Genomic DNA, 23,004 nt, shown 5'->3' on the forward strand with positions numbered 1-23,004 from the left:
CGCGACTTTTTTGGTTGCCCCGGTGGTACGTTTACGGCCCCCTACCCCGGGAACACCGCTGTGAAGGAGGCCTTCACGGACCTTCAGGCACGGGCAATACGCGACTTCAGCTCGTCGCGGCTCCGTCGGAGAAGACGACCTCGCGGACCTCGATGCCGAGGCCCTCGACCTTCGCGTCGGGGATCATCGCCGCGAGTTCGAGGGCGCGTTCCTTGTTCGCGCACTCGATGAAGTAGAAGCCGCCGAGGTACTCCTTGGCCTCCAGGTAGGGACCGTCCGTGACGACGGGCTGCCCGCCGCGGACGCGGACGACCGCGCTCTGCGACGGATCGGCCAGCGCCTGGGTCATGACCATCTCGCCGGAGTTCTTGATCGTGTCGATGAACGCGCCGTGCCCCTCCATGACCTCGGTGCGCTCCTCCTCGGTCAGCGCGTTCCACACGGCGGGGTTCATGTGCATGATCAGCAGGAACTTCATTGCTACTCCCTGGTAGTTCTCGGTGGCCCCTCGGGCCTTTCGCCCAGTGGTCGAAGCCGCGGGCCTCGCCTTGACATCCCCCGCGGGAAATTTCCGTCCGACTTTCGCACGGCCCGATGTCAAGAACGCGGCGGCGGCCACGACCAGGCGGTGAAGGTACCCGACCGAGTGAGGAAGCCGATATGAACAACACGCGAGCAGCCGGCCGGCGCGAGTGGCTGGGACTGCTGGTGCTGGTCCTGCCGACGCTGGTGGTGGCGATGGACATGACCGCCCTGTTCCTGGCGCTCCCGCGCGTGAGCGCGGATCTGGGCGCCGACAGCACCCAGCAACTCTGGATCACCGACAGCTACGGCTTCCTGGTCGCCGGCTTCGTGATCACCATGGGCACACTCGGCGACCGGATCGGCCGCCGTCGGCTCCTGCTGATCGGCGCGGCGGCCTTCGCGGCCGTGTCGATCGTGGCCGCGTGGTCGGCGAATCCGCAGATGCTGATCATCGCGCGGGGTCTGCTGGGGATCGCCGGTGCCACCCTGACGCCGTCGACGCTCGCCCTGATCAGCAGCATGTTCCGGGACGAACGGCAGCGCGGCAGGGCGATCGCGGTGTGGGCGACCAGCCAGTTCGCCGGCGGCGCGCTCGGCCCGGTCCTCGCCGGGTTCCTGCTGCAGTACTTCTGGTGGGGCTCGGTGTTCCTGATCGCGGTGCCGGTGATGGTGCTGCTGCTGATCGTCGGCCCGATGGTGCTGCCCGAGTACCGCGCTCCGGAGCCCGGACGGCTGGACCTCGCGAGCGTCGGGCTGTCGCTGGTCTCCGTACTGCTGACGATCTACGGCCTCAAGCGGCTGACCGTCGAGGGCCCGCACGACCTGGCCGTGCCGCTCGCGGCGATCGTGGCCGGCCTGGCGGTCGGGGCCGTGTTCGTCCGGCGTCAGCTGAAGCTCGACACGCCGCTGCTGGACCTGCGGCTGTTCCGCAACCGGCCGTTCACCGCCGTGCTGGTCGCATTGGTGCTCGCGGGGGTCGCGATGGCGGGGACGGGCCTGATGGTCACCCAGTACCTGCAGAGTGTGCTCGGCTTCTCGGCGCTGGCCTCGGCCGTGCTGTTCGCGCCGATGGGCCTGGCCGTCGCCGTGGGCACGATGGCCGCACCCGGGCTGACGCGCTGGCTGAAGCCGTCCACCGCGATCGCCGCCGGGCTGGCGGTGTCCGTGCTGGGTTCGGTCCTGCTCGTCCTGGTCGACAGCGTGCACGGGCTGCCGCTGGTCATGGTCGGCATCGCCGTCCTCGCGCTGGGCACGGGCCCGTTGTTCGCCCTCGGCACCGGGCTGGTCGTGGGCTCCGTGCCGGTCGAGCGGGCGGGCTCGGCGGCGTCCATGTCCGAAACGGGCAACTACTTCGGCGGCTCACTGGGCTTGGCGTTGCTCGGCGTCCTCGGGGCGAGCGTCTACGGCGGCCGGATGGCCGACGCCGTCGCGGCGGGCGCGCCGGCGGCCGCGGGGGAGACTCTCGCGGGGGCGACCGCCGCGGCTCGGCAACTCCCGCCCACGGAAGCCGCTGAGCTCCTGCACACCGCGAAGGACGCCTTCACCAGCGGCGTCAACGTCATCGGTGTCGTCGCCGCGGTGCTGTTCAGCGCGCTCGCCGTCCTCGTCGTGAAAGCCCGCTCGACGGGGACCACCACGGATTCCCAGGCCGAGATCCAGCCTGCGGCCGCATGACTTCCGATGTCGTTGCGCCGGTGAAAACGCTCCTCGAATCGACAAACAGGTCGATACGGCACGAAAAGCCCAACGGGTTTCCGGTTCGGACGCTGCGGATGCCGAGCCGTGAGCGAAAGCGAGGAACGAGGCCGATATGTTCATTCTCGTCGCTCATGGCGAAAAGAAATCACGGTGAAGGCCGAACTCGATGTCGCGGAGCGGGTATCCGCGGGCGCGAACGGAGATCTCGGCCGGATGGCGCAATGAGCTGGATCCGTTGCCGCACAGCCGCCCCGAAGGTAACCGGCCCCCGCGGCACGCCGCCGGGAAAACCGGACGCCGCACCTCGTGCGAAGCCGAAATATCGGCGGGAAAGGCGACCGGTCATACCGGGATTTGTCGCCGGAAACTCCTTGCGGACACGCAGGAATCCGGCCTGGAGGACCTTTGCGCGAATGGCTGTACCCGAGGCCGGGAATAAGGGGGAGACGGGAGCTGAGCCGCGCGGTAACGTGTCGACTGGATTCGGCTCAGGGGGTCACCGAAATGTCGAACATCATTTCCGAGCGAGATCGTTTTTCGACATCCACCACCAAGATGGTCACCATTATCGGCGCCGGAGTCGCCGGGCTGGTCGCGGCGTGCGAACTGGAGGACCTGGGACATCACGTCGAGATCCTGGAAGGCAGCGGCCGGGTTGGCGGGCGCGTGCACACCCACCGGTTTCGGGCTGGTCCCGCCGCTCCGCTGGTCGAACTGGGGGCCATGCGCATTCCTGCCAAGCACCGGCTCGCGATGGCCTACATCACCAAACTCGGCCTGACCGACAAGGTCCGCGACTTCAGCACGCTGTTCTCGGAGGACGAGACCTACTACACCACCGGCGACGGCTACGTCCGGGTCGGGGACGCGGCCGGCACGCTGGTGGAGAAGTTCCGCCACAGCCTGGCCGGGCACCGCTACAGCGAGCAGACCATCCTGTTCGGCGCCTGGCTGATGGCGGTCGGCACCGCGATCGCCCCGCGCGACTTCCGGGGCGATCTGCGGGACGAGTTCAGCCTGGAGCTGCTCGACCAGGTCGAGCGCATCGATCTGAGCCCGTTTCTGCGTGGCAGAGCCAAGAACCAGGTCGATCTGTCCGCGTTCTTCGCCGCGCATCCCGAGGTCCGGCCCGGCCGGAACGGGGAACTCAACCGGTTCGTCGACGACATCCTGTGCGAGATCAGCCCGGAGCTGGTCCGCCTGGAAGGGGGCATGGACCAGTTCACCCGGCGGCTGGCCGAGCGGATCCAGGGGCCGGTCAGCCTCGGCCAGGAGGTCGTCGGACTGCATGTCAGGGACGACGATGTCCTGATCGACATCCGGGAAGGCGACCGCCTCGACACCCGGCGGTGCGACTACGTGCTGTGCACCATCCCGTTCCCGGTCCTCCGCCGGTTCGCGCTGAGCGGCTTCAGCGAAAGCAAGCTCGCCGCGATCCGCGAGATCAAGTACTGGTCGGCGACGAAGGTCGCCTTTCGCTGCCGGGAAGCGTTCTGGGAACGGCACGGGATCACCGGCGGCGCGTCGTTCGGCGGCGGCCGCATCCGGCAGACCTATTACCCGCCGGTGGAGGGCGATCCGGCGAACGGGGCCGCGCTGCTCGCCAGCTACACGATCGGCGACGACGCGGACGTGCTCGGCCGGATGCCCGCCGCGGTCCGGCACGCTGCCGTGCTCACCGAACTCGGCCGCATGCATCCCGAACTGCTGCGCCCGGACATGGTGGTGGACGCGGTGAGCCTCGCCTGGGGACAGCACAGGTGGAGCGAAGGCGCCGCCGCCGTGCGCTGGGGCAAGGACGCGGACGAATGCGAGCGGGAACGCGTCCGCGCGGCCCGGCCGGAGAACCGGCTGTTCTTCGCCGGTGAGCACTGTTCGTCGACCACCGCGTGGATCGAGGGCGCGATCGAATCGGCGATCAACGCGGTCGGTGAGATCCATTTCCACCGGCCACGGGCACGGCTGATCCCGGTCGGTGGCGCGGCGGGGAAAGGAGAGTACCGATGAGTGTGTTCGATCTGCCGCGTCTGCATTTCGCCGGGGTGGCGACGACGAGGGTGCCGACCGGACCGCGCGGCGGGCTGCTCGACCTGGCCACGAACTCCGCGCTCACCGAAGAGGGACCGTATCCGGCGGACCGGGCGATCGCCGAGTACCACGACTACCTCGACCGGAAGGGCGCCAAGGGCACCAACTTCGGGGGCAACGGCCATTTCTTCATCGACGCGCGGATCACCTGTGCCGAGCTCGAAGCCGGGGTGGCCGATCGGGAGGATCCGGTCGCCGGGCGCGCGGTCGACATGTGGGGCCACTACAACCCCTACCTCGCGACCACGTTCAACCGGGCCAGGGTGTTCGACCTCGACCCGTCGTCGGCGTGGACCACCACGCTGATGGTCGGCCAGTTCTGTTTCGGCAGACAGGGCCGGTCGCACGACGTGGGGTACCTGTGCACCGGCGAGGTGAGCGGGTTCTGCCCGCCGCGGTGGCATCGGCACGGCCGCTCGACGGTCTACCAGTTCGTGGTCCGGCAGGCCGACGGGCTCAGCTGGCTCGACGACGCGGCGAAATCGCCCGCCACCACCGCGCTCCGGTCCACTGTGGAGAGTGCGGGATTCGACGGCCTGGTGGTCCAGTTCGGGCTGAGCGATCCGGTGGTGCCCGCCCCGGATTCGCCGACGCGGTGGGCGCTGACCGGGACGATTGCCCCGTGGCGGGGCTGGGAGCCGCGGACCTATCCGGCCGGGCGGCTGCTCGTCCCGCGGCGGCCGGGACGGTCTCCGCTCACCGTCGCGGTCGCCGAGGACCACGCCACGGCCAATCTGGTCGGTATGCCCGAGGCGAGGGCGCTGCTGCTGCGCACCGCCGACGATCGGCTCGTCGCCCGGCTGCCCGCGCCGGGGAAGTCCGGCTGCCTGGTCACGGCCGAGGTGGTGGCCCAGCCTGGCGCGGCCGCGCTGTGTCTGTCCGAAGAGGACGGTGAGATGTTGTGCACCGAGCGCGAGATCAACCTCCAGGTCGACGACGCCTGCCTGTTCCTGGAGCATCCGAAGCACGACGCGGACTCCGGTCAGGACATCGAGGTGCCGGTGCGGTCGTTCGTCCGTGGCCGCCCCGGCGCGGTGGACACGGTCCAGGTCAGGCAGTTCTTCAATCCCCGGGCGCTGCCTCGCGACCCGGTGGCGTGCGCCCCGGACGCGGCTTCGTCCGCGGTCGAAATCCTGCGGCTGCGGGCCGGGCGGCTGGACGAACCGGGGCACTGGTCGTCGAGTTGTGCCGTGCGTACCGATTCGCAGGGCCTCGGCTGGTTCACCGTCCGCGGCGCGCGGGCCGGCTCCGCCCGGATCGGACTGTCCGCGCGGGACGATGACGTGCCGGCGGATCCGGACCGGCCGGGCTCCGCCGCAGCCTGCTACGACAACGACGACGTCCTCGGCTACTGGGCCGGCGCGGGCGGGCTGTCCGTACGCGTACTGCCTGACGACTGGCGGCTCGACGACCTGTCCGAGGACGAGGTCGACTACGACCTGGTGTACCGCGAGATCTTCGCGCCGTACGAACTGCTCTCCTCCTTCATGGCCGACGAGGTGTTCAGCCTCGCCGACCGGTGCCGGGTGCGGACCTACGCCGATCTCATCTGGCAGATGTCCGATCCGGCGAACAAGGCGAAGACCTACTACATGCCGCCGACCAGGGACCTGACCGAGCCGAAGGCGCGGCTGCTGCTGAAGTTCCTCCGTGCCGGGCAGAAGGCGGGCGAGGTGCCGCTGATCGTCCCGGCCGCCGAACGGTCCGGGCCGAAGATCACCACGCGCCGCGCGCTGCTCACCGCGTTGCGGCACGGCGCGTCGATCGAGCTGGCGGTGATGCTGCAATACCTGTACGCGGCGTTCTCCATCCCGGCCTACGGCGCGGGCACCGAGTACGTACGCCGTGGTGAATGGACGCCGGAGCAGTTGCGGCTCGCGTGTGGCCGCGGTGGCGAGGACCGTGACGACGGGATACGCGGCGCCCTGCTCACCGTGGCACGCGAAGAGATGATCCACTTCCTGCTGGTCAACAACATCATCATGGCCACCGGCGAGACGTTCTACGTTCCGTCCATCGATTTCGGGACGATCAACAACGAGCTGCCCGTGCCGCTGGACTTCTCCCTCGAACCGTTCGGGATCGGCAGCGTCCAGCGGTTCATCGCGATCGAGCAGCCCGCGGGCCTGGCCGGGGAGATCCGGCGCGGTGACATCCGCGGCGACGACGCGCGAGGCCCCCGGCACCCCTACGCCTCACTCAGCGAGCTCTACGCGAGCATCCGGGAAGGCCTGTCCCGGGTGCCCGGTCTCTTCCTGGTGGACAAGGGGCGCGGCGGCGGCGAGCACCACCTGTTCCTGCGGGAGTCGATCAACGAGGTGTACCCCGACTACCAGCTGGAGGTGGACGACCTGTCCAGCGCGTTGTTCGCGATCGACGTGATCACCGAGCAGGGCGAAGGTGGTGTGCTCCGCGGGACGGAAACCGGGGAACCGGCCCATTTCGACACGTTCCTGAAGATGTCCGAGCTGCTGATGACCGAGCAGGTGACGAACTCGCGCGGCCGCCGCGCCCCGTGGAGCCCGGCGTATCCGGTGGTGCGCAACCCGAGCCTGCACGACGACGACCCGGCGAAGGAGCAGATCACCGATCCGCGGGCCAGGGAGGTCCTGGTGCTGTTCAACCGGGCCTACTTCATGATGCTGCAGCTCATGGTCCAGCACTTCGGCCAGCGGCCGGATTCCAGCCTGCGCCGGTCCGAGGTGATGAACATGGCGATCGAGGTGATGACCGGGGTGTTGCGGCCGCTGGGCGAACTGCTGGTCACGCTGCCCTCGGGCAGGCGGGGGCGGACCGCCGGGCCGTCGTTCGAACTCGAGGAGCCCCCGGGCTACACGGCCCGGCCGGACGTCGCGATGCGGGCCATCACGCTGCGGTTCCGGCATCTCGCGTCGGCCGCCCGCACCTGCGAACTGGTACCGGAAAGCGCGGTGGAGACCCTGGAATTCCTCACCGAGCAGTTCCGGACCTCCCCGCGGTTCGTGGTCTGAGGAGGACACATGGCCCTGCAGACCGATGTGCTGATCGTGGGCGGCGGTCCGGTCGGCCTCGCACTGGCCCTCGACCTGAGGTACCGGGGTGTTTCGGTCGTCCTCGTCGAGGCGAGCGACGGGGAGGTGTCCCATCCGAAGGTGAGCACCGTCGGCCCGCGGTCGATGGAACTGTTCCGCCGCTGGGGTGTGGCGAAGAAGATCCGGGCCGCGGGCTGGCCGGGTGACTACCCGCTGGACGTCGCGTGGGTGACCAGGGTCGGCGGGCACGAGATCTACCGGCTGGACCGGGGCACCGCCGACAGCCGTCCGCTGCCCGCGCACACCCCGGAACCGGACCAGATTTGCCCGGCGCACTGGCTGACCCCGCTGCTGATGCGGGAGGCGGGCCCGGTCCGGACGCGGTGCCGTCTCGACGGGTTCTCGCAGGACGACGACCGCGTGCTCGCCTCCGTCACCGATCTCGCGACCGAGACACCGCTGCGGATCGAGACGCGGTTCATGGTCGCCTGCGACGGCGCGTCCTCGCGCGTGCGCACCGCTTGCGGGATCGGCGCGCCTCCGCGGTACGAGACCCAGGTGTTCCGCAACATCCTGTTCCGCGCGCCCCGGCTGCGTGAGCAGCTCGGGCCGCGCACCGCCATGGTGTACTTCCTGCTGAGGTCCTCGGAGCTGCGTTTCCCGTTGCGCTGCCTCGACGGCCGGGAGCTGTACAACCTGGTCGTCTCCGGGGAGACCGACCTCGACGCGGCTTCGCTGGTCACCAGCGCGATCGCGCTCGACACCCCGGTGGAAACGCTGTCCGACGGCGAATGGCACCTGACCCACCGGGTTGCCGACCGCTTCCGCGCGGGCCGGGTCTTCCTGGTCGGCGACGCGGCGCACACGCTGTCGCCCTCCGGCGGGTTCGGGATGAGCACCGGGATCTGCGGCGCAGCGGATCTGGGGTGGAAACTCGCGGCCGAGCTCGGCGGCTGGGCGGGCCCGCGACTGCTGGACAGCTATCACGACGAACGGCGTCCCGTCGCGGTCGACAGCCTGGAAGAGGCCCGGGTCAACCTGCGCCGCACGATGGCCAGGGAACTGCCCGGGGAACTGGACCACGACACGCCCGAGGGCGAACGCGCCAGGGCGGAAATGGCGCGACGCCTGGAGGACAGCGGGGTCCGGCACGAGTTCGACGCGCCGAAGGTCCACTTCGGATACCGGTACGCCTCGCCGCTCGTGGTACCCGACGGGGAACCGCCGGCGGACGGGGAATGGCGGCAGACCACCGTGCCGGGCTCCCGTGCCCCGCACGCCTGGCTCGCCCCCGGAGTGTCCACTTTGGATCTCTTCGGGCCGGGTTTCACGTTGCTGCACTTCACCGGATCGGACCGGCTGCCCGGATTCGAGCGCGCGTTCGCCGAGCGCCGGGTGCCGCTCGCGGTGTCCAGGTGCGCCGACCCGGCCGTCGCCGCGTTGTACGAACGGCCGTTCGTCCTGGTCCGCCCGGACGGGCACGTCGCGTGGCGTGGTACCGCGCCGCCCGCCGATCCCGCCGAACTCGCGGACCGGGTCCGGGGCGCGAGATGGTGACGGATCCCTTGCCTCCCTTCGGCTTCACCGGCTGGGCGGGGGAGCGGCTGGCGAATCCCTACCCGGCCTACCGGCGATACCGGGACCATGATCCGGTGCACCACAGTGACGCCTGGTACGTGTTCCGGTACGACGACGTGGTGTCCGTACTGTCCAGCCGGGACTTCGGCAGGCGTTCGGTGGACGGCGCGCCGATCGTGCCGGAACGCCACCAGACCCTGCGCGCCATCGTGGAGAACTGGCTGGTGTTCCTCGATCCGCCGCGGCACGGCAGGCTCCGTACCCTGCTCGCCACGGAGTTCTCGCTCGACGTCGTGCAGGATCTCCGCGGCCGGATCCGGGAACTCGCCTGGGACCTCCTGCTGTCCATCCGGGACAAGCCGGCGGTGGAGCTGATCGGCGAGTTCGCCGCACCGCTGCCGATCCTGGTCATCTCCGCACTGCTCGGCGTACCGGAAGAGCATCGCGGCTGGTTCCGCGCATGCGCGCTGGAACTGGAGGAGGCCACCTCGGCACGTGCCCGCAGGCTGCCGGACGGCTACGCGAGGGCGGACGATGCCGCGCGGCGCCTCGCCGAGTACTTCGCGCGGGCGGCGCGGTCCCAGCGTGGCGGCGAACGTCGCGATCTGATCGCGTTGCTGGCCACGAACGGGGAACTGTCCGAGACGGAGATCGTGGCCACCTGCGTCCACCTGCTCACCGCGGGACACGAGACCACCACCAACCTGATCGGCAAATCGGTCCTCGCGCTGCTGGCCCATCCGGATCTGCTGCGGTGGCTGCGCGCGCATCCCGAGTTCCTGCCGGACATGGTCGACGAGCTGATCCGCTACGACTGTCCGGTGCAGTTCGTGACACGCTGGGCGTACCGGGACATGGTGCTCCGCGGGCGCGAAATCCGGCGCGGCGACAAGGTGCTGCTCGCGCTCGGCTCGGCGAACCGTGATCCGCTGCGGTTCCCGGACCCGGATCTGCTGCGGCTGAACCGGACCGGCGGCAGGCACACCGGTTTCGGCTTCGGTATCCACTACTGCCTCGGCGCCGCGCTGGCGCGGACCGAGGCCGAGATCGGGCTGGCCGCCCTGCTCGCCGGCCTGCCCGGGTTCGAGCTGACCGGCGAGCCCGTCCCGTACGCCGACGACCTGGTCTTCCACGGGCCACGGCGGCTGATGCTGGAGATCCGATGACCAACTCGAAGCCCGCGCCGATCGTCCGGCTTTCGCTCGCCAGGGGCGCCCACGACCTGGTGCGTACGCTGCTCGAGCTGCCCGGCCACGGACCCGTGGCACGCATTCCGCACGGTGACGGCCACGCCTGGATCGTGTCCGGGCCCGAGCTGGTGTGCGAGGTGCTGCGCGACACCGCGGCGTTCAGCAAGGAGGGACGCCACGCGCCGCCCTACTTCGTCGACGAGAGTGGCCTCATCGGCTCGGCGGAGACCTCGGTGGCCTCCGACATCGTCACCAGCGAGGGCGCGGAACACCTGCGGCTGCGCAAACTGCATCTGCTCGCGCTGAGCCCGGCCCGGGTGCGGTCGTGGGAACCGACCGTCGCCACGGTGACCGCCCAGCTGCTGGACGCTCTGGCGGAGCAGCGCGGCAAGGCGGTCGATCTGGTCGCGGGTTTGGCGTACCCCTTGCCGCTCGACATCATCTGCGTCCTGCTCGGCCTGCCCCGGGAACTGCACGCGACGATCCGCGCGGCGAGCGAGGACATCTTCTACGGCGGCAGCGCGGCTGTGCGGGATCGGGGCCGCGGACGGCTGTACGGCACCATCGGCGAGCTGATCGACCGGCAGCCGGACCGGATCGGCGCCGGGCTGATCACCGATCTGCTCACGCTGACCAGGACGGATCCACCGCGGGCCAGCCTGGTCGAGGTCAAGGCGTGGATCCCGAGCCTCGTGCTGCCGGGCCACGAATCGACCGCGAGCCTGCTCTCCTCGGCGCTCTACGAACTGCTCCGGGCACCGCGGCGGACGGCCGACGTCGACGCGATCGTGGAGGAAACGCTCCGGCTGCATCCGCCGTTCCCGCTGGCCACCTGGCGGTTCGCCACCCACGCGTGCACCTTGTCCGATGTGGACATTCCGGCCGGCGCGCCGGTGCTGGTCAACCTCGCCACCGTCGGCCACGATCCGCGCGTCCATCCCGAGCCCGGCGAGTTCCGGCCGGAGCGGGACCCGATCGACCACGTCACGTTCGGGCTCGGGGCGCACTACTGCGTCGGTGCCGGGCTGGCCAGGCTGGAGGCCCGGACGGCGATCGCGGCGTTCCTCGACCGCTTCCCGGACGCGCGGCTCGCCGATCCGGACGCGCCACCGGACTGGCAGAGCGATCTCCTCAGCCGGAGGCTCGCCACGCTGCCGGCACGGCTCACCCCCTGAAGCCACCGGCCGCGTCGGTGCCGCCGCCTCGATCCGCCGATGGCCTCGGGTGGAAGGCGACACAGCGGTCACCCTCCACCCGAGGCCACGCCCTCCCCGTGCCGCCGGCGGATCTCTGTTCCGCCGGAATTACCGGACGATGATCGTGGAATACTGAACGCCTCTTTCGGTGGCGTTGTAGTGCCAGCTCGCGGTTTCCTGGTTGGCGAGCGTGACGATATTTCCTCCCCCGAGGACCGTGATCTGCCCAGCACTGTTCCGGTATCCGGTTGTCACCGTAATGGCATATCCATTGCAGTTCTTGTAGTAATGGTCCATGGCACCACCTTGCGGTGACGGCGGTACGAAGGTGGTCCAGCAATCAGCCGGAGACGACAGGCCATCCGCATGCGGGACAACGGTCGGAGTCGCCTTCGCGGACGCCGGGGAAGCCGTGGAGTTCGCCGATGACGGCTCCGTGGCATTGGCCGAGGCGAGCGGAAGCCCGAACAGCAGCAAGGCTCCTGTGAATGCGCCCACTGCGCGATGCTTGATTCGCATCTTTACCATCCTCCCTTGATGAATACTGATCCAAGGTACGCGAGCACTACCGCACAACGTCACCGTTCCGGGAATGTCTCGCAGTCACGTTGTGAACCCCCCTTGGTAGGCGTTGCCCAGTACGAGACCGCCCGGCGATACCCCACGTCGTCGGGCATTTCTCGCACTTCGTGACCGGATAACTCCCGGGCCGCGACACCCGCGGGCCCTGGGCTGCCCCGGCGTGCTGGGGCCGTGGTTCAGTCTGGTGCTGGGCCGCCAGGGTGACCAGGTCAGAAATCCGCCATCCGTGTCCGGGCAGTGCGTTACCGTGGGTTCACGAGGTGAACGTGGCCGGCGGGGAGGTCGGCATGGGCGATCGGTTGTCGGCCGCGGTGCGGCGGCTGCGGGAGCAGGCGGGGCTGACTCAGGAGGAGTTGGCCGAGCGGTCCGGGGTCTCGGTGCGCACGCTGTGCCGTCTGGAAACCGACAGTGGTGAGCGGCCTCGTCTGGTGTCGCTGCGCCGGGTGGCCGATGCGCTCAACCTGGAGCCCCGCGAGTTCGACGAGCTGATGTCGCTCGCGCTGGGCACCGGCGCCGAGCACCAGTACCACCGGTCCGCGTCCTCGGTGGTACCCCGGCAACTGCCTGCGGCGCCTCGGGGTTTCACCGGCCGCGCGCAGGAGCTCGCGGCACTGACGCGGTGGGCGCGGGACACTTCCGGGCCGGCGCCGACGGTGGTGATCACCGCGATCGGTGGTGCGGGCGGGATCGGTAAGACCTGGCTGGCCCTGCACTGGGCACATCAGCATGTGGACCGCTTCCCCGACGGGCAGTTGTACGTCGATCTGCGCGGGTTCTCACCCGAGGCCACGCCACTGCCACCGGCAGCGGTGATACGCGGTTTCCTCGACGCACTCGGGGTTTCCCCGGCGTCGCTGCCTGCCGGCCTCGATGCTCAAGTGGGCCTGTACCGGAGCCTGACCGCTGCCAAGCGGATGCTGGTGATGCTGGACAACGCCGCCGACGCGGCGCAGGTGGCGCCGCTGTTGCCTGGAGGTGCCGCCTGCACGGTGATGATCACCAGCCGTGCCCCGCTGACGGGACTGGACGCCTCCCAAGGCCTGAACTTTCTCCCGCTCGATGTCCTGCCGGACACCGACGCGCACGCCTTGCTCGTCTCTCGCCTGGGCACCGAGCGGCTGGCGGCCGAGCCCGACGCGAGCCGGCGAGTGCTGGCCTGCTGCGGCGGGCTTCCCCTGGCACTGGGCGTGGTCGCGGCGCGGGCGCGGACCCGTGGCCTCACGTTGACCGTGCTGGCCGCCGAGCTGGCCGATGCCACCACCCGGTTGTCCGCGCTGGAGTGCGGCGCGGGGTCGGTCGGTATCGCCTCGGTCCTGTCCTGGTCCTACGCGAGACTCACGCCGACTCAGGCCGAGGTGTTCGGTTTGCTCGGTCTCGCGCCCGGCCCCGACATCGGCCTGCCCGCCGCGGCCGCGCTCACCGGCCTGCCCCTGGCGCGGGCCCGGGAGATCCTCGACGCGCTGGAACAGGTGTGCCTGCTGCGGCAGGACGCGCCCGGCCGCTACCGGATGCACGACCTGGTCCGCCTCTACGCCGTCGAGACCGCCCGCACCAGCATGGACCAGCGAAGACGCGACGCCGCGCTGCACCGGATCGGCGAGTTCTACGTGCGCACCGCCCACCATGCCGCCGCGGTGCTGGCCTGCGACCAGCACCGCGCCGACCCGGCGGCGGACCCCTCGTTCGTGACGGTGGCCGGCTACGCGCAGGCCCTGGCGTGGCTGGAAACCGAACGGGTCAACCTGCTCGCCCTCGCCCGGACCACGACCGGCTCGCGGTCGAATGCCTGGGTAGGTGCCCTGGCCACCGCGCTCTGGCATTTCCTGGACATCCGCGCTTACTACGACGACGCGTGGGACCTGCACACCCTCGCCCTGTCGACCGCCCGCGACGCCGGCGATCACGAAGGCGAGGCCCGCGCGCTGATCGGGCTCGGCCTGAGTCGCTGGCGCCGGGGCGACTATCTCCAGGCCGCCCGGCATTTCGAGCGGGCGTGCTCGGCGGCGAAGATGTCCGGCGACGGCGGCACCACCAGCTATGCCCTGCACAATCTCGGGTCCGCGCGCGGCCGGGTCGGCCGTTATCGCGACGCGCTCGAGCACTTCCACCACGGTCTGATCCTGGCCGGCCTGTGCGAAGACCAGGCCTTGCAAGGTCAGCATCTGTGCGGGCTGGCGATGATCCACTGGTCGCTCGGGCGCCACCACACCGCGCTCGAGCTCGCCACCACCGCGCATGAGCTGGGGCAGTGCAGCGGGAACCGGTACGTCGAACGCCACGCCCTGATCCCGCTGGGGCTGGCCCACTGGCGGCTGGGACAAACCGAACTGATGCTCGAGTGCTTCCAGCAAGGGGTCGAGCAGGCACGCGCGAGCGGCGACCGATGGGTCGAGGTCAACTGTCTCAACGGCCTGGGGATGGCTCATCTGGAGCAGGCAGCCGGGCAACGCGCAGCGGAGTACTTCCGGCAGGCCCTCACGATCGCCCAGGACATCGGCAGCTGCAGCCTGCAGGCCGAATCCCTCAACAACCTCGGGCAGATCGCCCGCCTGACCGGGAATCTCCGGGACGCTCTTGACTACCACCGCGACGCGCTCACCCTGAGCCGCCAGGCCGGCCAACCCGCCGAGCAGGCCCACGCCCACCACCACCTCGGCCTGGCCCACCACGCGCTCGGCGATCCCAGGCAGGCCCGCGAGTCCTGGCGCGCGGCACTGGCGATCTACATCGAACTCGACGTCCCCGAAGCAGCAACGATGCGAGCGTTGCTCAGCGACGTCTCCTAGTCGCATCGACCCTCCCGGAAGGGGGAGTCCGGCGGGCAACTCGATCGGCCTCTCCTAACTTTCGATATGAAACCTTATCCAAAGTCAGAGGGTTCACCGCAACTTGAATCACTGATATAGATACCCAAATCTTTCCAAAATATTGGTGATGCTAGTCTGATGATATGGAAAAGCGCAGGTCAGCGACGGTGGTTGACGAGCAAAGCTCCCAGGAGGCTGGCGCGGATCGTCCGGATCCATCACCCTCGGGAAAATCAGGGCCTGACGAAAAGCGTGACGAATCAGTGCGGGTGTGTGGCTACCGACGGTGCGGCGCCGCGCTCCCGCAGGTCAGCGGCCGGGGAAACCGGCCGAGGTTCTGTCAGGACGGCAAGACCTGGGGGAGCCGCGGCCTGAACTGTCGCGACGCCGAGGCCGCGCTCGTCGACGCGGACTCCTTGCGCGAGGCGGACACCGAGCTGGACGACACCGCCGTCGCGGCGCTCGCCGGAGAGATCGATCGTGTGCTCGACCCGGCGCGCGGGCTGGTCGAGGTGCTCACGACGATCAGGCAGCAGCTCGACGCGACCGTCGCAGCGGCGCTCGCCGAACGGGACACCGCCCACGAGGAGACCGACGAGCACCGGCGGCAACGCGGCCTCGCCGAGGCCGACGCCACCTTGGCGCGTCAGCAGGCGGAGAAGGACCGCGCACGTGCGGCGGAGGCGGAACGGGAGCAGGCCAAGGCCGTCAAGGAACGCGATGAACAGCGCGCGGCGCGCAAGGCGGCGGTGCAGGAGCAGCAGCGCACGTCCGGGCAGCTCGCCGCGGTACGGGACGAACTCGTCCGTGCGAACCAGCGCGCCGAGGCGGCCGCCGCGCTCGCGGGGGATCGGGCGACCGCGCTGGCCTCGGCGACCGCCGAACTCGCTGCGACCCAGTCCGCCCTCGTCGACGAGCGTGCCCGGGGACAGGCCGCCGCCGCGCGGGCCGAGGCGGCCGAACTGCAGGCCGCTTCCGCCCGGGACCGGATCGACGCGCTCCACGAACAGCTTTCCGCGGCCACCGCGGCCCACGAAACCGCTTTGGCCGCAACGCGGGCCGACACCGACCGCCTTCGCGCGGAGTTCGACGAGCGGGTCACCACGATCCGCGCGGAGCACGACCGGTCGGTCCGGGCGATGCACGACACCACGCTCGCGCTCGGCGCGGAACTGCGGACACTGACGGAGCGGAACACTGCCGCCGAGCGGGATCTCGGACGCCTGCTCGACGTTCTCGCGGCGCGACCGGAGGACGAAGCACTGCCGGACGACGTCCGCAAGCTCATCGCCGAACGCCTGTCTTGAGGCTTCCGGCTAGCTGCGCCGCGTATGGGCGACCAGGTAGCGGCACACTTCGTCGGTGGGATTGATGAACGCGCACGGGGCGGGCGGGCCGAGCTGGAGGCAGTCGCCGGCGTCGAGTTCGTGTTCGATCTCGCCCTCGCGGAACCGCAGATGGCCGTCGAGCACCCAGATCTGCTGGTGGCGGAAGGTGTAGGTCTCGGCGGGGAAGGGAATCTCGGCGCCCGGCGGCAGTTCGACCTCGACCAGTTCCAGCGGGCCGCCGGTCGTCGGCGAGATCGCGCGGCGCCGGTAGCCGCTGGCCGGGTCGGTCCATCGGGGCTGGTCCGCGGCACGCACGAGCCGCCGGTCGCCGCCTTCGGCGCGGGCCACGAGTTCGGACAGTGTCATCCCCAGCGCGCCCGACAAACGCCCGAGCAACACGGCTGTCGGCTGGGCCTCGCCGCGTTCGATCTTGCCGATCATGGCGCGCGAAACGCCCGAGCGCTCGGCGAGCGCACTGGCGGAGAGATCGCGTTCGAGGCGGGCGGCGTGGAGGGTCGCGGCGAGTGACGCGGAGAGCGGGTCCGACATAGTTGTTCACTATAGGACCTTCAATAGCTACTATAGTAGCCATGCCTGCTGGGAACCTGAAAATCCGTGACGCCGCCGAGTCCGACGCCGAGGCGTGCGCCGCGATCTACGCGCCCTACGTCACCGACACCACGATCACCTTCGAGACGGATCCGCCGTCGCCGTCGGAGATGGCCCAGCGCATCGCCGCGGCGAGCGAAAAGCACGCCTGGCTGGTCTTGGAGGACGACGGCCGCGTCGCCGGGTATGCCTACGGCGGGCCCTTCAAGGAACGTGCCGCGTATCGCTGGTCCTGCGAGGTCAGTGTCTACCTCGAACGAGGGCGACGACGGACGGGCGGTGGCCGCGCGCTGTACACCGCCTTGTTCGACAGGCTGGCCGAGCGCGGCTTCCGTACCGCGGTGGCGGGCATGACGCTGCCGAACGACGCGAGCGCCGGCCTGCACCGCGCGATGGGTTTCGAACCGGTGGGGACATACCGGCGCATCGGCTGGAAACACGGCGCTTGGCGGGACGTCGCCTGGATGCAGCGGGCGCTCTTGATCGACGAGGATCCGCCCGCCGAGCCCCGCTGAGCCACCGTCGAAACTTAAGTAACTACTTGACCTTCTGTCCTCCTCCGCAGTAACTTAAGTACATGCTTAAGTATGACCTCGACCAGGTGTTCAAGGCGCTGGCGGATCCGACGCGGCGGGCACTGGTGGAGCGGCTGGTGCGCGGGCCGGCTTCGGTGAGCGAACTGGCCGCGCCGCTGACGATGTCGCTCGCGGCGGTCGTGCAGCATCTGCAGGTTCTGGAGGCGTCGGGGGTCATCCGGTCGGAAAAAGCAGGCCGGGTGCGCACCTGCCAGGTCGAACCGGCCGCGCTGCGGGCCGCCGAAGGCTGGCTCGGACGGCAGCGCACGCCTTGGGAGAGCCGTCTCGACCGGCTCGGCGAGGTCTTCGCCGAGCCGGAAACCCCGGAGGACAGGAGTTCGTCATGACCCGTTCGGTCAAGCACGCCACGTTCAGCCTCGAACGCCGGTACCCGGTCGCGCCCGCCCGTGTCTTCGCGGCGTGGTCCGATCCGCCGGTCAAGGCTCGCTGGTTCGGCGCGAACGACCATCACGAGCTGGACTTCCGGGTCGGTGGGCGGGAAATCAACCGCGGCCGCCACGCCGAAGACGGCCCGCTGCTGACGTTCGAGGCGACCTACCACGACATCGTCGACGGACAGCGGATCGCCTACGCCGGGACGTTGAGCGCCGACGGCACCCTCGCGACCATTTCGATCACCACCATCGAGTTCGTCCCGGACGGCGAGGGCACCCGGCTGGTCCTGACCGAGCAGGGGACGTTCCTCGACGGCGCCGAGGAACCGGCCTGGCGGGAACAGGGCACCGGCGAGTGGCTCGACAAGCTCGGCGCCGAACTCCGGCGCGCCCAGGCCTGAAGGGGGAAGGTCATGGGCGGCAACGATGTCATCGCGGAAATCACCGGACTGATCGAGGCGCGCGCCGGCGCGGTGCGCGCCAAGGATGTGGCCGCGTTGCTCGGACAGTACGCCGAGGATGTGGTGCTCTTCGACGCGGTCGGCGAGCTGCGCGAGCGTGGGGCGGCTGTCGAACGGGCCCGGCTGGAGAGCTGGTTCGGCGGCTACGACGGGCCGATCACGTTGAGGATCAAGGACATCGAGGTCACCGCGTCCGGCGAGGTCGCGTTCGCGCACTACGTCTTCCAGGTGCGTGGCACGATGACCGACGGGACCGAGGTGTCGATGTGGGTGCGGTCCACGGTCGGGTTCCGCGCGGTGGACGGTGTGTGGCGGATCGTCCACGAGCACAGTTCGGTTCCGTTCGACGCCGCCACGGGCGCGGCACTGGTCGATCTGGTCCCGTAGCGGGGTCAGCTCGCGCGGTAGTGCTGGGGGCTCTGGCCGTACTCCCGTTTGAACGCGGAACTGAGCGCGAAAGAGCTTCCGTAGCCGACTTTTCGCGCGACCGAGCCGAGTGTCGAGTCGGGCTGCTGGCGTAACAGGTCGGCGGCGAGGGCGAGCCGCCAGCCCGCGAGGTAGGACATCGGGGGTTCGCCGACTGCGGCGGTGAAGCGGCGGGCGAGCGCCGCGCGGGAGACGCCCGTGTTCGCAGCGAGGTCCGCGATCGTCCAGGGGCGGTCCGGATGGTCTTGCAGCAATCGCAGTGCCTGGCCGACGACGGGGTCGTCGTGGGCGCGATACCAGGCTGGCGCGCGGTCGCGGGACTGGGCGAACCACGTGCGGAGCGCGGCGATCAGCAGGAGGTCGAGAATCCGGTCCAGAACGGCTTCCTGGCCGGGGACGTCCTTGCCGATTTCCTCGGCGAGCAGCGGGATCAGCGGGCTCTGCCAGTCCCGGGCCCGCAGGACGAGCAGGGGCGGGAGCGCGGCGAGCAGGCGGCGGCTGACCTCGCCGGCGACCGGGTAGGTGCCGGTGAGCATGTCCACCGGTCCGTCGGTGCCCGAGCCCCAGGTGCGCACGCCGACGTCGCCCAGGTCGGTGAGGTGCCCGCCCTCGGGAGTCCGGCATTCCTGGCCGGGGTGGATGACGGCCTGCGGCGGGGTGGCCGGGTCGTCGGCGACGAGATACGGATCGGGTCCCCGCGCGATCGCGACGTCCCCGGGGCCGAGCCGGACGCCGTTGTCCTCGTCGGGCACGACCCACGCTTCGCCGCGGACGACGGCGATGACGGTGAGTGGCGCGCGGTCCTCGATCCGCAGGCACCAGGGCGGGGTGAGGACCGACCGGAGCAGGAACGCGCCGTGGGCGCGGGGGCCGTCGAGGAGGGCGGCGAGCGGGTCCATACCGGAATCGTAGACGCTGGCGCATGGATGTGAGCATCTGAACGATGGATCGTCTCACGTTGTGCCGCTTGACTGGGGGGCATGCGAGGGGAAAGGAAGGGTGCCATGCCTACGGTGTCGGTCATCGTGCTGGTCGCGGCGACGATCACGGCGGGTTTGTCCGCAGGACTGTTCTACGCCTACGCGTGTTCGGTGATGCCGGGGCTGGCGCGCGGCGACGCGAAGACGTTCGTCGAGGGGATGCGCGGGATCAACGTCGCGATCCTCAACGGCTGGTTCATGGCGACGTTCCTGGGCGCGCCGCTGCTGGCGGCGGTGGCCGGGGCGTTGCACCTGCGTGCGGATCTGCGCGGCGCGTTGCCGTGGGTGGTGGCGGGGTTCGTGCTGCTGCTGGTGACGTTGATCGTGACCGGGGTGGTCAACGTGCCGCTGAACAACGCGCTGGAGGCGCAGGCGGCGGAGGGTTCGGCCACGCTGGAGGAAGTGCGGGCGCGGTTCGAGACGGTCTGGGTGCGGTGGAACGTGGTGCGCGCGGTCTCCTCGACGGCCGGTTTCGGCTGCCTCGTCGGTGCTCTGCTGGTCCGTCGCTGATGGTCCGTGGGGGCCTCCTTGAGGGACTCTGGGTCCCTCAAGGAGGCCCCCACGGAACGCTGAGGGTCAGCCGGCGACGCGGAAGAGCAGGTCGGTCGACCACTGGGTGGGGTCGGGCTGTTCGAGCGGGTTGGTGTTGAGGACTTCGAGGCGTCCGCCCCACTGCTCACCGTCCTCGGTTTCGGTGCTGTCCCATCGCACGCCTTCGGCGGCACCCCAGTCGAGAACGGCTTTGGTGGCGCCGAAAAGCCCGTCCGGATGGCCGATGTAGTTGCTGAAGACGTACTTGCCGGCGGGGACGACGCCGGTGATCAGCGGGGCCTCGGGAGTGAAGTCGCCGTCGACCGGGACGCAGGCCTCGGCGGTGAAGCGCATGCCAGGGTGGATGACGAGGTACCGGAAGAACGGCGCGCCCGCCGGGGCGAGGCCGTGCTGCGCGAGCAGGCCGATGATCCGCGGGATCTGGTCGGCGATGGTCGGGAACTCCGTGACGCCGATGGTCGCGCGGGCGCCGACGTAGCGCTGGGCTGGACGGTCCACAAAGGACGGCATGGCGTTCGCTCCTCAGGGGTGTTCGAAGGTGAGCACGGGGCGGACCTCGATGGTTCCGTACGCGGCGGCGGGATGGCGGGAGGCGATGTCGATCGCTTCGTCGAGGTCGGCGCACTCGATGAGGCAGTAGCCGCCGATCTGTTCCTTGGTCTCGGCGAACGGGCCGTCGGTGAGCAGGACTTCGCCGTCGCGGACCCGGATGGTGGTGGCGTCGCCCGGCGGGTGGAGCCCGGCGCCGCCGAGGATGACGCCGCGGCGTTCCATTTCCTCGCCCCAGTCGCCGCAGCCGTCGTTCCGGTGCTCGGCGGCGGTTTCGTCGCCGCAGATCATGAGCAGGTACTGCATGGGCTGATCCTTTCAGTGCTGGCCGAGGACTTCGTGCAGGCGCGCGGCGAACTTCCCGGGGTCGCCGAAGCCGTGGTCGCCGGGAAAGACGGCCGGTTCCTGGCCGAGGTCGGCGGCGAAGGCGCGGGCGGACTCGTGGGCGGGCTGTCCGCCGGATTCGGCGCCCACCGCGACGACGATGCGTGCGGGCGTCGCCTTCAGTGCCGCGAGATCGGGCTCGTAGCTGCCGACGGCGTGCATGAGGTGGCCGAGGAAGAACCCGAAGTTGGCCTGCATCAACGCCGTCTGTTCGCGCTGTTCCGGCGTCGGGTCGGCGGGTGGCTGCGGGGCGTCGCCTCCGTCGAGCCCGGCAGAGGCCATGAACATCGCCATCGCGGGCCCGACGCCCTGTTCGCGGTAGACCTTCTTGAGGTCCGGCGCGCCGGGCGCCGGCGCACCGAGGTAGCGGGTGATCGGCGGCTCGTGCGCAATGAGGGTGGCCACCTTGCCGGGGTAGCGCGTGAGGTGGTCGAGCGCGGACACCGCACCCCCGCTGGAGGCGAAGACGAACGCCGGCTCGCTAGTGACGGCGGTGAGCAGGTGGTGGATGTCGTCGGCGTGCTGGCGCAGGAGTTCGCGGTCGTCGTCGATTGGCTGTCCGTCGAGCGGGCTGCGGGAGATGCCGCGCGGGTCGTAGGTGACGACGGTGTAGTGCTCCGACAGCGGGCCGCGGAGGCCGTCGAACGCGCCGGAGTCGGCGGGCCCGCCCGGGATGAGCAGCAGGGCGGGGCCGCTGCCGGTGACGGCGTAGTGCAGGCGTGCGCCCGGCACGGTCAGGGTCTGGGCGGTCATGGCTGTCCTTCCGTTTTCGTTCGCTCATCCACCCGACGTGCGGGATCGCCCGGGACCGACACGTCGGCGGAAGAATTTTCCGCGGGCCCTACTTCGGTGAGGCGGCGGGTGAGGTAGCTGCGTTCGGCAGCGGTCGGGGCCAGTGCGAGGGCGTCGCGGTAGGCGTCGGCGGCTTCGGAGTCGCGGCCGAGCCTGCGGAGGAAGTCCGCGCGGGTGGCCGGGAGCAGGTGGTACGCCGCCAGTGCCCCGCTCGCGGCGAGCCGGTCGGCGAGGGCGAGGCCGGCGGCCGGTCCGGCGGACATGCCGACGGCGACGGCGTGGTTGAGGGCGACGACCGGGGTGGGGCTGTGTTTGCGCAGCTCGCCGTAGAGGCCGGCGATCTGCGCCCAGTCGGTGTCGGCGGGGCGTGCCGCGGTGGCGTGGCAGGCCGCGATGGCCGCTTGGATCTGGTACGGGCCGGGGCGTCGGCGGCGCAGTGCGGTTTCCAGGACGGTGGTGCCTTCGGCGATCTCGGCGGTGTCCCACCGGCCGCGGTCCTGTTCTTCGAGCGGGACGAGTTCGCCGCCGGGGCCGGCGCGGGTGTCGCGCCGGGCGTGCTGCAGCAGCATCAGCGCGAGCAGGCCGAGTGCCTCGGGTTCGTCGGGCATGAGCCGGGCCAGGATGTGGGCGAGGCGGAGGGCTTCCCCGGCGAGGTCGGGCCGGAGCAGGTCCTGCCCGGCGCTGGCCGAGTAGCCCTCGTTGAACAGCAGGTAGAGCACGCCGAGGACGGCGGTGGTGCGTTCGGGCAGCAGATGTGCGGGCGGGACGCGGTAGGGGATGCCCGCGTTGCGGATCTTGCGTTTCACCCGGACCAGGCGCTGGGACATGGTGGGTTCGGGGACGAGGAAGGCGCGGGCGATCTCGGCGGTGGTCAGCCCGGCCAGCGTCCGCAGGGCGAGCGCGACCTGTGCCTCGACGGCGAGGGCGGGGTGACAGCAGGTGAAGATCAGCCGCAGCAGGTCGTCGTGGACGCCGCTGTCGTCGTCGGGTTCGGGTTCGGGGTCGAGCATCTGGGCTGCCTCCCGGAGCTTCCCGGCGCCGAGCGTTTCGCGCCGGAGCCGGTCGATGGCGCGGTTGCGGGCGGCAGTGGTGAGCCAGGCGCCGGGACGGTCCGGGACACCGTCGCGGCGCCAGGTGCGCAGGGCGAGCGCGAAGGCGTCCTGCGCGCATTCCTCGGCGAGGTCCCAGTCGCCGGTCACCCGGATCAGGGTGGCGACGACCTGGCCCCATTCCTCGCGAAAGGCGTCCGCGACCGCGGTTTCGACGTCCGGTGCCATC

Annotated in this window: 21 protein-coding genes; 13 read left to right on the plus strand and 8 right to left on the minus strand. The window is 70.3% G+C overall.

The window, feature by feature from the left end; genetic code table 11:
- Nucleotides 1-106 precede the first annotated feature (106 nt).
- Nucleotides 107-478, minus strand: coding sequence for a YciI family protein (locus tag ACFWX1_RS25310; protein ID WP_378391257.1), 372 nt, complete (start codon nt 476-478; stop codon nt 107-109).
- A 182-nt stretch (nt 479-660) separates the two neighbouring features.
- Here ACFWX1_RS25310 and ACFWX1_RS25315 point away from each other — a divergent pair, with 182 nt between their 5' ends.
- From ACFWX1_RS25315 to ACFWX1_RS25340, 6 genes are all read left to right on the plus strand, one after another.
- Nucleotides 661-2,199: an MFS transporter gene (locus ACFWX1_RS25315; RefSeq protein WP_378391259.1), complete on the plus strand. Its 1,539-nt coding sequence runs from the start codon at nt 661-663 to the stop codon at nt 2,197-2,199.
- A gap of 579 nt (nt 2,200-2,778) precedes the next feature.
- On the plus strand, nt 2,779-4,230 hold the full coding sequence (locus ACFWX1_RS25320; protein ID WP_378391261.1) for a flavin monoamine oxidase family protein: 1,452 nt from the start codon (nt 2,779-2,781) through the stop codon (nt 4,228-4,230).
- Complete coding sequence (locus ACFWX1_RS25325; RefSeq protein WP_378391263.1) at nt 4,227-7,301, plus strand: ferritin-like domain-containing protein; 3,075 nt, start codon at nt 4,227-4,229, stop codon at nt 7,299-7,301. The genes ACFWX1_RS25320 and ACFWX1_RS25325 overlap by 4 nt, the downstream gene beginning before the upstream one ends.
- A gap of 9 nt (nt 7,302-7,310) precedes the next feature.
- A complete protein-coding gene (locus ACFWX1_RS25330) occupies nt 7,311-8,879 on the plus strand; it encodes an FAD-dependent monooxygenase (RefSeq protein WP_378391265.1) in 1,569 nt (522 codons plus the stop codon).
- A complete protein-coding gene (locus ACFWX1_RS25335) occupies nt 8,873-10,066 on the plus strand; it encodes a cytochrome P450 (protein ID WP_378391267.1) in 1,194 nt (397 codons plus the stop codon). The genes ACFWX1_RS25330 and ACFWX1_RS25335 overlap by 7 nt, the downstream gene beginning before the upstream one ends.
- Nucleotides 10,063-11,265, plus strand: coding sequence for a cytochrome P450 (locus tag ACFWX1_RS25340; RefSeq protein ID WP_378391269.1), 1,203 nt, complete (start codon nt 10,063-10,065; stop codon nt 11,263-11,265). Before ACFWX1_RS25335 ends, ACFWX1_RS25340 begins: the two co-directional genes overlap by 4 nt.
- A gap of 129 nt (nt 11,266-11,394) precedes the next feature.
- Here the strand turns inward: ACFWX1_RS25340 and ACFWX1_RS25345 are convergent, their stop codons facing one another.
- Nucleotides 11,395-11,805, minus strand: coding sequence for a hypothetical protein (locus ACFWX1_RS25345; RefSeq protein ID WP_378391271.1), 411 nt, complete (start codon nt 11,803-11,805; stop codon nt 11,395-11,397).
- Between the two features lie 350 nt (nt 11,806-12,155).
- On the opposite strand from ACFWX1_RS25345, the gene ACFWX1_RS25350 reads away from it, so the two are divergent.
- Complete coding sequence (locus ACFWX1_RS25350; protein ID WP_378391273.1) at nt 12,156-14,654, plus strand: ATP-binding protein; 2,499 nt, start codon at nt 12,156-12,158, stop codon at nt 14,652-14,654.
- 290 nt (nt 14,655-14,944) lie between these two features.
- Nucleotides 14,945-15,982, plus strand: a complete 1,038-nt coding sequence (locus tag ACFWX1_RS25355) for a hypothetical protein (protein WP_378391275.1) — start codon at nt 14,945-14,947, stop codon at nt 15,980-15,982.
- A gap of 9 nt (nt 15,983-15,991) precedes the next feature.
- Here ACFWX1_RS25355 and ACFWX1_RS25360 read toward each other — a convergent pair whose 3' ends face one another.
- Nucleotides 15,992-16,552: a helix-turn-helix domain-containing protein gene (locus ACFWX1_RS25360; RefSeq protein ID WP_378391277.1), complete on the minus strand. Its 561-nt coding sequence runs from the start codon at nt 16,550-16,552 to the stop codon at nt 15,992-15,994.
- Between the two features lie 41 nt (nt 16,553-16,593).
- Here ACFWX1_RS25360 and ACFWX1_RS25365 point away from each other — a divergent pair, with 41 nt between their 5' ends.
- The 4 genes from ACFWX1_RS25365 to ACFWX1_RS25380 all read left to right on the plus strand — a co-directional run bounded on the left by ACFWX1_RS25365 (nt 16,594) and on the right by ACFWX1_RS25380 (nt 18,430).
- A complete protein-coding gene (locus tag ACFWX1_RS25365) occupies nt 16,594-17,127 on the plus strand; it encodes a GNAT family N-acetyltransferase (RefSeq protein ID WP_378391279.1) in 534 nt (177 codons plus the stop codon).
- A gap of 62 nt (nt 17,128-17,189) precedes the next feature.
- Complete coding sequence (locus tag ACFWX1_RS25370) at nt 17,190-17,534, plus strand: ArsR/SmtB family transcription factor (protein ID WP_378391281.1); 345 nt, start codon at nt 17,190-17,192, stop codon at nt 17,532-17,534.
- On the plus strand, nt 17,531-17,983 hold the full coding sequence (locus ACFWX1_RS25375; RefSeq protein ID WP_378391283.1) for an SRPBCC family protein: 453 nt from the start codon (nt 17,531-17,533) through the stop codon (nt 17,981-17,983). The genes ACFWX1_RS25370 and ACFWX1_RS25375 overlap by 4 nt, the downstream gene beginning before the upstream one ends.
- Before the next feature lie 12 nt (nt 17,984-17,995).
- A complete protein-coding gene (locus tag ACFWX1_RS25380) occupies nt 17,996-18,430 on the plus strand; it encodes a YybH family protein (protein WP_378391284.1) in 435 nt (144 codons plus the stop codon).
- A 5-nt stretch (nt 18,431-18,435) separates the two neighbouring features.
- Here ACFWX1_RS25380 and ACFWX1_RS25385 read toward each other — a convergent pair whose 3' ends face one another.
- A complete protein-coding gene (locus ACFWX1_RS25385; RefSeq protein WP_378391286.1) occupies nt 18,436-19,368 on the minus strand; it encodes an AraC family transcriptional regulator in 933 nt (310 codons plus the stop codon).
- 105 nt (nt 19,369-19,473) lie between these two features.
- Here ACFWX1_RS25385 and ACFWX1_RS25390 point away from each other — a divergent pair, with 105 nt between their 5' ends.
- Nucleotides 19,474-19,959: a DUF1772 domain-containing protein gene (locus ACFWX1_RS25390; protein ID WP_378391288.1), complete on the plus strand. Its 486-nt coding sequence runs from the start codon at nt 19,474-19,476 to the stop codon at nt 19,957-19,959.
- A 66-nt stretch (nt 19,960-20,025) separates the two neighbouring features.
- Here ACFWX1_RS25390 and ACFWX1_RS25395 read toward each other — a convergent pair whose 3' ends face one another.
- The 4 genes from ACFWX1_RS25395 to ACFWX1_RS25410 are packed head-to-tail and all read right to left on the minus strand — an operon-like array spanning nt 20,026 to nt 23,003.
- On the minus strand, nt 20,026-20,511 hold the full coding sequence (locus ACFWX1_RS25395; RefSeq protein ID WP_378391290.1) for a GyrI-like domain-containing protein: 486 nt from the start codon (nt 20,509-20,511) through the stop codon (nt 20,026-20,028).
- Between the two features lie 12 nt (nt 20,512-20,523).
- Nucleotides 20,524-20,856: a YciI family protein gene (locus tag ACFWX1_RS25400; RefSeq protein ID WP_378391292.1), complete on the minus strand. Its 333-nt coding sequence runs from the start codon at nt 20,854-20,856 to the stop codon at nt 20,524-20,526.
- 12 nt (nt 20,857-20,868) lie between these two features.
- Nucleotides 20,869-21,687 carry an alpha/beta fold hydrolase gene (locus tag ACFWX1_RS25405; RefSeq protein WP_378391294.1) on the minus strand — a complete coding sequence of 273 codons (819 nt, stop codon included), beginning with the start codon at nt 21,685-21,687 and terminating at the stop codon, nt 20,869-20,871.
- On the minus strand, nt 21,684-23,003 hold the full coding sequence (locus tag ACFWX1_RS25410) for an RNA polymerase sigma factor (RefSeq protein ID WP_378391296.1): 1,320 nt from the start codon (nt 23,001-23,003) through the stop codon (nt 21,684-21,686). The genes ACFWX1_RS25405 and ACFWX1_RS25410 overlap by 4 nt, the downstream gene beginning before the upstream one ends.
- Nucleotide 23,004: the final 1 nt, after the last annotated feature.

This window comes from Amycolatopsis sp. NPDC059021 (assembly GCF_042739895.1).
Classification (GTDB): domain Bacteria; phylum Actinomycetota; class Actinomycetes; order Mycobacteriales; family Pseudonocardiaceae; genus Amycolatopsis.